This is a genomic window from Thalassospira sp. MCCC 1A01428 (assembly GCF_002115825.1).
Classification (GTDB): Bacteria; Pseudomonadota; Alphaproteobacteria; order Rhodospirillales; family Thalassospiraceae; genus Thalassospira.
Map to the genome: position 1 here is coordinate 143589 of NZ_JFJZ01000011.1, position 11040 is coordinate 154628.

10 protein-coding genes and 1 pseudogene are annotated in these 11040 nt (G+C 53.0%); 6 read left to right on the forward strand and 5 right to left on the reverse strand.

The window, feature by feature from the left end; all coding sequences use genetic code 11:
• Positions 1 to 386: 386 nt before the first annotated feature.
• Positions 387 to 2453: a potassium/proton antiporter gene (locus THS27_RS11540; protein WP_139835553.1), complete on the reverse strand. Its 2067-nt coding sequence runs from the start codon at positions 2451 to 2453 to the stop codon at positions 387 to 389.
• A 194-nt stretch (positions 2454 to 2647) separates the two neighbouring features.
• Complete coding sequence (locus tag THS27_RS11545) at positions 2648 to 3112, reverse strand: Lrp/AsnC family transcriptional regulator (protein WP_085590956.1); 465 nt, start codon at positions 3110 to 3112, stop codon at positions 2648 to 2650.
• Positions 3113 to 3529: 417 nt separating this feature from the next.
• Between THS27_RS11545 and THS27_RS11555 the strand changes: the two genes are divergently transcribed.
• The 4 genes and pseudogenes from THS27_RS11555 to THS27_RS11565 all read left to right on the forward strand — a co-directional run bounded on the left by THS27_RS11555 (position 3530) and on the right by THS27_RS11565 (position 6485).
• Positions 3530 to 4678 (forward strand): DMT family transporter, encoded by a 1149-nt coding sequence (locus THS27_RS11555; RefSeq protein ID WP_085590960.1) that lies wholly within the window; start codon positions 3530 to 3532, stop codon positions 4676 to 4678.
• A gap of 188 nt (positions 4679 to 4866) precedes the next feature.
• Positions 4867 to 5004: pseudogene (locus THS27_RS27385) on the forward strand (EamA/RhaT family transporter); the annotation flags it as partial.
• Between the two features lie 175 nt (positions 5005 to 5179).
• Complete coding sequence (locus tag THS27_RS27390) at positions 5180 to 5584, forward strand: EamA family transporter (protein WP_246832938.1); 405 nt, start codon at positions 5180 to 5182, stop codon at positions 5582 to 5584.
• Between the two features lie 139 nt (positions 5585 to 5723).
• Positions 5724 to 6485 (forward strand): SDR family NAD(P)-dependent oxidoreductase, encoded by a 762-nt coding sequence (locus tag THS27_RS11565; RefSeq protein WP_085590962.1) that lies wholly within the window; start codon positions 5724 to 5726, stop codon positions 6483 to 6485.
• Positions 6486 to 6633: 148 nt separating this feature from the next.
• Here the strand turns inward: THS27_RS11565 and THS27_RS11570 are convergent, their stop codons facing one another.
• The 3 genes from THS27_RS11570 to THS27_RS11580 form a co-directional block, all read right to left on the reverse strand.
• The gene (locus THS27_RS11570; RefSeq protein ID WP_085590993.1) at positions 6634 to 6918 is read right to left on the reverse strand and encodes a 4a-hydroxytetrahydrobiopterin dehydratase; all 285 of its coding nucleotides are present in this window, start codon (positions 6916 to 6918) and stop codon (positions 6634 to 6636) included.
• A 104-nt stretch (positions 6919 to 7022) separates the two neighbouring features.
• Positions 7023 to 7664 carry a uracil-DNA glycosylase family protein gene (locus tag THS27_RS11575; protein WP_085590996.1) on the reverse strand — a complete coding sequence of 214 codons (642 nt, stop codon included), beginning with the start codon at positions 7662 to 7664 and terminating at the stop codon, positions 7023 to 7025.
• Positions 7665 to 7705: 41 nt separating this feature from the next.
• Positions 7706 to 8374, reverse strand: a complete 669-nt coding sequence (locus THS27_RS11580; protein ID WP_085590998.1) for a glutathione S-transferase family protein — start codon at positions 8372 to 8374, stop codon at positions 7706 to 7708.
• Between the two features lie 336 nt (positions 8375 to 8710).
• Here THS27_RS11580 and THS27_RS11585 point away from each other — a divergent pair, with 336 nt between their 5' ends.
• A complete protein-coding gene (locus tag THS27_RS11585) occupies positions 8711 to 10111 on the forward strand; it encodes a M17 family metallopeptidase (protein ID WP_085590964.1) in 1401 nt (466 codons plus the stop codon).
• 86 nt (positions 10112 to 10197) lie between these two features.
• Complete coding sequence (locus THS27_RS11590) at positions 10198 to 10545, forward strand: MarR family transcriptional regulator (protein WP_085590966.1); 348 nt, start codon at positions 10198 to 10200, stop codon at positions 10543 to 10545.
• Positions 10546 to 11040 lie beyond the last annotated feature (495 nt).

The window sequence follows — 11040 nt, forward strand, 5'->3', positions numbered from 1 at the left end:
TATAGAGGGTGCATATACGACCATTTGCACCAGTCCGTTAACGAAACGGCCTGTCACCATACAGAACGGCCATGATTGTTGACGCATCCATCACAGGTCGCGGCCAAGTCTGTGTCCCCGACGATCACGCTCTTGCGCATGTAAAACAGGGACAATTACATCAAGTTCGAGTACAGCACGACTGATGTCCATCCTTTTCCGGATATCGTTTATATTACGCCTGTCACCGCCGACATTCCCCTGCGATACCAGCCTGACAGGAATGAAGACAGCCGCTAACGAACCGGTTTGTCCTCGTTATCAACCGCTGCATGATCCGTGTCGGCATCAATGTCAGCCTCGGCATCCCCTGCGATTTCATCGTTATCAGGCATTTTTTCAGCCTTTTAGGGTGGCTTGGTCCGGGTTTCGTCGTCTTCGTTATTGGCACCTGGTTGCAGTGCCGGGCTGCCAGGTGGGGCGTCATCTTCGCCCGACGTATCATCATCAGATGTTGTGTTTGACGTCAAATCGGCTTCGGTCGCGGGAAGCGGCTCGGCTTCGGAAAGCGCGATTGCGTCGGTTTGTGCCGCGGCATCAGCAGCGGCGGCCAAATCTGCTGGCGCCAGAGACGACATTTTTTTACGCCGGTTGGTCAGTTTGGCGCGTAGTTTACGACGCAACCTTCTGCGGCGGCTTAACCGCCACAAAGCCAGCAATTCGCTGCGTGAATGAAATATCGGCAAGCGACGGCGATTTTCCGGGTTAAGTTCAACCGACATGCCGACTTCACGAATACCGTGCGCGTCGTCAATACGCCGTACAATCAGTTCAACAGGGCCATAAACGATACGGTCCGCCGGTTCAATATCCCCCGACAATTCACGTTCCAGCAATTCACCCAATGTCAAATCGCCATCACCAGGCGCAACTGGAAAACCATATAAGCGGCCCACATCCAGAATGCCGGTATCAGGCGGGAAACTGAAATCGCCAAACATATCGCGGTCATTTGCCCCTTCGGCGGGACCGGCAAACAGCTGATCAAGCAGTTCGACATATTGCGGCGGGGTGAAGATATAAATCTGATCATCACCCAGCAGACGCCCGGCACTATGCGGACGCAATGATTTACCATCGCGCAAAATAAGCGATGGGCGCGCCCATCGCGGAATACGATGCCCGGTGGCAACCGCGCTATCGGGATGGACCCGGTAAACCACCACTTCCTGATTGGCATTGCCGGGCAATTCCAGATCGATCCTGTCAACCGGCCCGCGCCGTGCCGGCACAATAATGCCCAGCCAGCGAGCAATTGGTTTGATCGTCCAGCCCTGCAACAACAGCGAGGTAATCACCACGATAAAGGCGGTATTAAACAGCAGTTGGCCCTGCTCTATTCCCTCGACCATCGGCACAATTGCCAACAGGATGGAAACAGCACCACGCAAACCCACCCACGAAATAAAAGCAGTATCGTTGCGCGAAAAGTTAAAAAACATCAGGCACAGCCAGATGGCAACTGGCCGTGCCACAAACACCAGAATAAGGGCCAGCAAAAAGCCCGGTATCAGCACGCTGCCAAATTCAGACGGGGTTGCCAGCAAGCCCAGGGTGACAAACATGGCAATTTGCGCCAGCCAGGTAATAACATGTTGAAACCGGCGGACACCGGCGCTCATGCGCATTTTGCTGTTACCGGCATAAAGACCGGCAACATAGACCGCCAAAAAGCCACTACCGCCAACAATGCTGGTGGCACCAAACAATGTCAGCGCACAGGCCAGAACCACAATTGGTACCAGCCCCGGCTCCAGTTTGATCCGGTTCATGCCCTGAACGATCAAAACGCCGCCCAGAAACCCCAGCACACTGCCCAGACCAATTTGAAAAACAAACCGTTCGGCCAGTTCAAGCGCCAGATTATCACCGGTTCCCTGAACAATCAGTTCAACCAGCGAAATGGTCAGAAACACCGCCATCGGGTCGTTGCTTCCCGATTCAACTTCCAGCGTTGATCGCGTTCGATCACGCAGGTTAATACCGCCAACCCGCAACAAAAAGAACACCGCCGCCGCGTCAGTTGAACTGACAATCGCGCCAAACAGAAAGCCAACAAGCCATGGAACACCCAGCAAGAAATGGGCAGCAACACCAACCACCCCGGTGGTCATTAGCACCCCGAAGGTTGCCAGTGTCAGCGCGGGGGCCGATGCAATACGCAAAGCCCGTGTCGGGGTTTCAAACCCGCTGTCAAACAGGATAAGCGCCAGCGCAATGCTGCCAATAAAATAGGCCAGCGGCGCATTATCGAACTGAATGCCACCAATACCGTCTTCGCCAGCCGCGACGCCGACAAAAAGAAACACCAGCAGCAAGGGGGCACCAACGCGAAAACTGATCAGGCTGGTAAAAACGGCAACCATAACCAGAATCGATGCAATCAGGATAACCAGATTCATCGATTCAATCACAGGCAGCCTCCTATTTTTACAAACCAGATAACAAAAACGTACCGCCGCCATGCCAAATCGTCACAGCCAGCAATCGCACGGTCACAACGCCGCATTTCCACCGGAAAATTGCGGCAAAATTAATGTCGATGCTTTGCACTCATATATGAATGCCTGACATATAGCATCCCGGTAACATTATTGCGCGGCTAAATTTACCCAATATCGGGTGTTTGTGCCGGAATAAACGCAGTTTCCTTGGCCGTAGACAGGGCAATTTCCGGCAAAACCTCAACAATTCCGGGAAGTTCCTTAATCACATCGGTTACAAAACTTTCAAGGTGGGCTGTATCACGCAACCGCAATTTTAGCAGAAAATCAAATCGCCCGGTCATATGATGGCATTCCATCACCTCGTCCGCCTTGATCAGGGATTTGATCATTTTACGGTTTCCCTTGGCGGGGTCGGTGCGCAACCACACCATCGCCATCAGGGACCGGCCAACGGCATCGGGGTCAATCTCAATCCGGTAGGCCCGAATAATACCCTGATCGCGCAATTTACGTACGCGGTCATTAACCGCCGAGACTGATAACCCCACCTTGCCGCCCAGCACCGCATATGATTGTGATGCGTCTTCCTGTAAAATATCCAGTAACTTCGCGTCGATGGCATCCATAACCTTCCCCCCGGTAACGAGCCCCTTGCCAATAAGCAATAATACACAAAAATCAGTCCGTTGCGAAGAAACACCGTATCGCTAAAAGCGAAATACTGCGAACGGCACCCGTTGATGGTGCGAAGCTGGATTTTTTATAAAATCCGGTATACTCATTTAAATAACATGCGTTTTCCGGGGTTACGCGGATATATCTGCGTTTTCTGACCTGACCTTGCGTCATGGCATTAAAGGCATGGTGGATAAAATGGCCCGGTGCGGTTATTTGCCGCCCGCCTCGTTTTTGCGTTTTGACGACCATGGGCCTGTCACCACGTCGATACCATCACGCTCGTGCCGACAATCATTTGCTCAACCGATTGCCGCACCCCGTCCTTAGCGGGGAAATTGCATCCACAATGACAGGCTGGCATCACAATGAAGCAATGGTTTCAAAACTTTCCCAACTATGTTCAGGCCGCTATTTTTGCCACCATTGCCGCCATAACCGCCGCCGGGTTTTCGGTCACCGTGCGCCTGGCAGCACAGGAGCTGCCGCCACTCGAGGTGGTTTTCTTTCGTAACCTGTTTGGTTTTTTGCTGATTGTGCCGGTATCGCTGCGGGCAGGGTTTTCATCGCTTCATACCACACGCTGGCGGATGTTTTTTCTGCGTGCCATTTTGTCAATGGGCGCAATGAGCTTCTGGTTCTCGGCACTGGCTTATTTGCCACTGGCCGAGGCAACAACCCTTAATTTCACCGTACCGCTATTTGGCACCGTGCTGGCCGCCATTTTCCTGAAAGAACAAATCCGCCATCACCGGATTATCGCCCTGATTGCCGGTTTCGCCGGAGTTGCCATTATCATTCGCCCCGGCAGCGACACCATGCAACTTGCCAGCATTTTACCCGTTGTGGCGGCCCTGTGCATGGCCTGTGCGGGCATGACAATCAAATCACTGGCCCGCACCGACAGCAGCCCCAATGTGGTGCTTTATACCATGTTGCTCATGACACCAATGACGCTCATCCCCGCGTTATTTGTCTGGGAAACACCCAGTTGGAATGTGATCATGATTTTGCTGGTCGGCACCTTCATGGCCAACATTACCCAACTGTGCAACACCAGCGCCTTTCGCCTTTTTGATTACAGTTTTGTCATTGGCTTCAACTATTTGCGACTGCCATTCGTTGTGGTTGTGGCATTGGTCATGTTTGGGGAAATTCCCGAAATCTGGTTGCTGCCCGGTGCCGGATTGATTGTGGGATCGGCAATATATATTGCCCGGCGCGAAGCCGTTCTGGCCCGCGAGGCCAAGCGGTTTGACCGCGAACATTCATCGCCCGCAACCGACCTGGACCCACCACCCCGGCAACGCCCCGCCCCCGATACGCGGCCCAGTGCCAGTATGGCGTTCAATACCCAAACCGATGCCCCGGCAACCGGAAAACCCGATACAGCACCAAATGCAGATGCGGCGAATGCAGCCCCCGAAACAGTGACAACGGCAAAACCACAAGCAGATACAGATACAAACACATCCATGGCGCAAAAAAACCGTGACCGCGCCCCACCACCCAAGTGAAACAAGCCTGGCAAAACCTTCCTGCGGCGATGAAAGCTGCCCTTTTTTTCCATAACAGCTGCCAGTCTGGCAGCGTGTTTTAGCATCATTGTTCGTATTATCACCCGTGACATACCGGCATTTGAAGCAGTGTTTTTACGCTTTGCCTTTGCCCTTTTTCTGGTTTTGCCATTTGCCTGCGCAGCGGCATAACGGGGTTAAAAACGCCGCAATTTGCCCCGTTCGGCGTTCGCGGTGCGCTTTCAACGGCAGAAATGTGTTTGTGGTTTTTTGCCGTGCAATATTTATCGTTGGTGCGGGCAACCACCCTTAATTTTACAGTTCCCGTATTTGGCACCTTTCTGGCGGCCATTATCCTGCGCGAAACAGTCCATCATCATCGCTGGACGCCATCGGTTGCAGATTTATCGGCTTGGCGCTTATCATTCAGCCAGGCTTTAACGGAACCTCACTGCCAGACCTGCTGCCAATTACCGCGCTCTGTGCGTGGCCGGGGCTGGCATGACAACCAAATTATTGGTTCGCAAGGCAAACCCGGCCACGATCGTGTTTTATTTAATGGCAATAATCACACCGGTGTCGCTTATTCCGACGTTGTTTGTGTGGCAAACACCAGACTGGCAAAGCCTGACCTTAATGGCATTGGCAGCCGCCATGATGAACGCGATGCAATATTGCAATGTCAAAGCCTTGCAACTGGCTGATTGCAGCTTTTTTGTCGGTTTTTCCTATTTGCGTCTGCCAGTAATCGCGCTGTTGGCTGCCCTGTTATTTGAGGAAATTCCTGATATATGGCTGCTGCCCGGTGCCGGGTTAATTATCGCCACTACCCTTTATCTTGTGCTGTGCAAAAGACGACTGACTGCACAAAGCCGAGCACCACACAACACCCCGACTGCACGCTAACAGGCGGATCTTCCGTGGGGCGTTTCGTACAATTAATGCCCTGCCTTTGGCACAACCGGCTTAAGCGCCTTTTCCTTGCCTTAAAAACAGATAATTTGGTATAGAAATACCAATTAAATTATTTAAGCAGGAGAAGCCGATGCAGGTTTCAGGAAAAGTTGCGATTGTTACCGGAGCAGCATCTGGCCTGGGGGCTGCAACAGCGCGGGTTTTGGCGGCAGCCGGGGCTATTGTTGCGACCTTTGACCTGAACGGCGATGGTGCCAATGCCACAGCGGAAAAACTGGGGGGCAAGGGTTTTGCGGTTGATGTAACCAATGCGCAAAGCGTTGAAGACGCCGTGGCCCGCGTTGTTCGCGATTTGGGCACACCACGCATTTTGGTCAGTTGTGCCGGGATCGTGCATGGGGAACGCATTGTCGGGCGTGAAGGCCCGGCCAATCTGGATAATTTTAGCCGCGTGATCAATGTGAACCTGATCGGCACATTTAACATGATGCGCGTGGTGGCCGATGCCATGAGCAAGGCCGAGCCGGTGGAAAGTGGCGAACGCGGCATTATCATTAACACCGCATCCATTGCTGCCTTTGAAGGGCAAATCGGCCAGGCCGCCTATGCGGCATCGAAGGGGGCTGTCCATTCGCTGACATTGCCAGCGGCCCGTGAATTGGCCCGCCACGGCATACGGGTGATGTCGATTGCCCCTGGCCTGTTTGGCACCCCCATGCTTTCGGGCCTGCCAGACGACGTTCAGGACAGCCTTGCGGCCAACACCCCGTTTCCCAAACGCCTAGGCTGGCCGGAAGAATATGGCCGCCTGGCCCTGCATATTTGCGAAAACGAAATGATGAACGGCGAAACCATTCGCCTTGATGGAGCCGTACGGCTTGAACCAAAATAATAATCGCGATTATCGAACCCGAAACCTTTGAAACTTAATTCCACATTCATACCGCTTCTGGATACGCAAAAGCCGGTGGATCATCCCACCGGCTTTTCACGTAAAAACGCTACACGGGTTCACAAACATGCCACCTGGCTGGGTGCTGTCAGGCGGCATCATCGGCAAATGCCGCCAGTTTAATATCCTTCTGCGACACACCGCCGACATCATGGGTCGTCAAGGTGATTTCGACCTTGTTATAGACGTTAAACCATTCAGGATGATGGTCCATTTTATCGGCCTTCAGCGCAATCCGGGTCATGAAACCAAAGGCTTCGTTGAAATCCTTGAATTTAAAGATTTTCTGAATAGACAACCCGTCACCCGCCAGAGTCCAGCCGCTGACTTCGTTCAAGGCAATTTCTATTTCGGCGGGGGAAAGTTTGCTCATTTCAGCCTCCTGTACCTGTTTTAACATCAGGGTTAACATATCGTTCTGTCATGATAGCCACATAAAGCCATGAAAACATGTCAGGAATTTGAAAGCCTGGTATTTTATTCGTCCAGTGCGTGCCTTACCCGTTCGCGCAAAACGGGTAGCAACGCGCTTTCGAACCATGGATTTTTACGGATCCATGCCGTATTGCGCCAACTGGGATGGGGCATGGGCAGCAAACCGTCGGGCAAAAACTGTTCAAACCGGCGCACGGTTTCAGTCATGGTTTTGGCCCGGCGCACGCCCAGATAATGCGCCTGCGCATATTGCCCGATCAGCAAGGTTAACCGCACATGCGGCAAGTGGCGCAAAAGCACATCATGCCAGGTTGGCGCGCATTCGGGCCGGGGTGGCAAATCGCCACCACGCGCAAACCGGCCAGGGTAACAAAACCCCATGGGCATAATTGCCAGTTTGGCCGGGTCATAAAACTCCTGATGCGACATCTGCAACCAGTCGCGCAGCCGATCACCCGACGCATCGTTCCATGGCAGGCCGGTTTGGTGCACCTTTGTTCCCGGGGCCTGCCCAATCACCAGAACAGGTGCTAAAACGGCCATCCGCACCACCGGGCGCGGCCCCAGTGCTAAATGGGCTTCGCAAATACGGCATGCCCTTACATCGGCCAAAACCCGGTCAAGGGCCGGGTCCTGACCAGGCGGGTCCACTTCGGGCACATAACGGGAAGACGAAACAGGCAAGGTATCCTCTGCGAATGGTGGCAAAACCAATAAGGGTTAAATTACTCTTTTGCCGGCAATTCGGCGGCCTCAATAACCCAGCTTTCCGCAAGTGCCCCCTGATACCATTCCTGCATTGCAGGCATGGCAAGCACAGCCTGTTTATAAGCCTCGCCAAACGGATCAAGCGTTACACCATAGGTTTTAAACCGGGTAATGACCGGGGCAAACATGGCATCGGCAATGGTGAAATGGCCAAACAGAAAATCCCCGCCCTGCCCATAACGGCTACGGCACATGTTAAAAATGGTGCTGATGCGTTCGATGTCTTTTTCAACACCGGGTTCACGCCCGCGACCGGAAAGATCTTTGCGCAAATTCATTGGCATATTGGTACGCAGAGCCATAAACCCGCCATGCATTTCCAGTGCAACCGACCGGGCAATGGCACGGATATCCATATCAAGCGGCCATAACAGGGTATCGGGTCGGGTATCGGCAATATATTCCAGTATCCCCAAGGCTTCCCAAATGGTTTTGGTTCCATCGAAATAGGCTGGAACCTTGCCCGTTGGCGAAATAACCGGGGCCTTGGCAAACCATTCTTCTGTGTAAAGCGATACCAGCTTTTCTTCAAATTCAACACCGGTGGCCCTGAGGCCCAGCCAGGCCCGTAACGACCATGAAGAATAGTTTTTATTGCCAATATAAAGTACCGGAAGATTTTCCATTTTACCCGTCATACACTTAAAACAAGGATCACAGAACCATACGTGCGCAAACCGCACCGGCGCAAAAGCAAGGTTCTTCAAAGCCCGCAGGCCACACATAAAATATATTCCGGCAGCACCGGCCACACAACACGTACCGGATGACGGATACCACGCCAATCCTCTTGTTGTTTGTGGGCCAATCGCCGCATAATAACCATAACAATGTTGATCATGACACCCCATGTCACACATCTTCATTCACATGAACCACCCCGAGCCACTTTAACTGGTACATGATGCCGGGTTAGGTGTATCGGGCAACGCGCCCCGCCAAAACAAACAAGGACGGATCAATTGTTCGACCATATTATCCCCACACCCGCCTCTACCGATACCCAAACAGCCCTGACAATTCATGCTGTTACCCCTGCCAAATTTAGCGAATGGCTGGAAAATCAGTCAGATCTGCATAAATCATGGATTGATGCCAATCACTTTGAAAGCAAACGGGGCACCAGCCTTTTGTTGCCATCAACCGACGGCAAGGCCGCATCGGTGGTGCTGGGTTTTGAAAATGATGCCAAATCGGTGTGGGATTTTGCCACCCTTGTCACCCTTTTGCCCAAAGGCACATATCAGTTTGACGCAACCGTAACCGGCAACAACGAACTTTGCGAACGTGCCATGCTGGGCCTGTATCTGGGTGGCTACCGGTTTGACCGCTATCGCAAAATCGACGCGCCACAGGCCGCGTTTATTCGCCCCGACAACGCCGCAAGCGACCGGGCCGAGAACACCGCACGCGGCATGGCCCTGACCCGCGACCTTATTAATGTACCGGCCAATGACATGGGCCCGGCCGAGTTGGCGGCTGCGACCCAAACATTGGCCGATGAATTTTCCGCCACCGTCACCACCATTATTGGCGACGATCTGGAAACACAAAATTACCCGTCCATTTATGCCGTGGGCAAAGGCAGCGACCGTGCGCCCCGACTGGTTGATATGCGCTGGGGCGATGAAAATGCACCGCGTGTGACACTGGTGGGTAAAGGTGTGTGTTTTGATACCGGTGGCTATGATTTAAAACCGGCCAGCAACATGCTTTTGATGAAAAAAGACATGGGTGGTGCGGCACAGGTTCTGGGGCTGGCCCGTATGATCATGGCGGCCAAATTGCCGATACGGTTGCGCGTGCTGATCCCGGCTGTGGAAAACATGGTATCGGGCAACGCCTTTCGCCCCAGCGACATTATCAATACCCGCAAGGGCATTACGGTTGAAGTTGGCAATACCGATGCCGAAGGCCGCCTTGTTCTTTCCGATGCGCTGACAGAAGCCGCCAGCGAAGACCCGGAAATTCTGCTGGATTTTGCCACCCTGACCGGTGCGGCACGTGTTGCCCTGGGCCTTGGTTTACCGGCCTTGTTTTCCAACAATGATGATCTGGCAAATGCCCTGCAAAATACCGGCATGGAAATGGGCGACCCGATGTGGCGTTTGCCGTTGTGGGAAGATTACCGCCCGATGCTTGATAGCAAGGCTGCCGATACCAATAATATTTCGTCAGGGGCATTTGGCGGTGCGATTATTGCTGCCCTGTTCCTGGATCGGTTCGCCAAGGGTGCCAAAGCATGGGCACATATCGATTTAATGGCCTGGAACCCGGCAGGAACCCCCGGTCGCCCCGAAGGTGGCGAAGCCCAGGGTATCCGGGCGGCTTTCAAGGTGATTAGTGATCGTTACGGTAAGTAAATTAATACAAATCAACCTTTGACTTCATGTCAGGGGTCAGGTAAACAGATTACGTATTCGTAACAAACAGGCTGTTGGACATAGATATGCCCATCGAGATCAAACCGTCACAAGCGCTTGACCTTTGGCGTATCGCGACTGTCGAAAGTGTGCGTCGGGATTCCCCCGATTTATCTGCACGACAGATGGCCCTTGTTCTGACTGTTTATCTGACCCCGGCTCCCCACACTGTTCGTGGACTTGCCGATGCCCTGAACATTTCCAAACCCGCCATCACCCGCGCACTTGATCGGCTAAGCTCGCTTGGCATGGTTAAACGTAAGGTGGATGAAGACGATCGTCGTTCGGTTCTGATTCAACGCACTGTTAAAGGCTCGGTCTTTTTGCGTGAATTTGGCGATATTGTTGGCAGTGCAGGCAAAACTACCCAATAAGTTTAACTATCTTATTGCGGCAACCTTCTACCCTGAAATGGTTGCGTCATAAAGACGCCCGATATTTGGTAGCCCGGCAACCTACCGTTTGGCCTACAGGCCCGTGCGCCCCCGAACGCCCCCTTATTCCGACGACACCCCCAGCGCCAGTCCGCCCTACCAACCGAATGGTATGATGTACATACCAACATGCATTACATACCGACCGTTTGGTATTTAATACCTTTTGAGCGTTCGCTTCATGGGCCACATTGGCAAACATTTTGTTGAAAACAATAATAAACATGGAGATGTCGATTAGGCATCCCCACAAGCCTGTGTAACACCTTTCCGCCCTTCCCCTTCCTTGCGCTCTCCCACCCGAGCGGCTCGGCACCAAAAGCTCTTTACCAGCGATAAGGCCGGGCCTGGATCATAAGCAGCGGCGCAATTGATGCGCGCGAGGACAAGGATGCTGACCAGAGCTGTTACCGATCTAGGCTCAGGACCTATTAA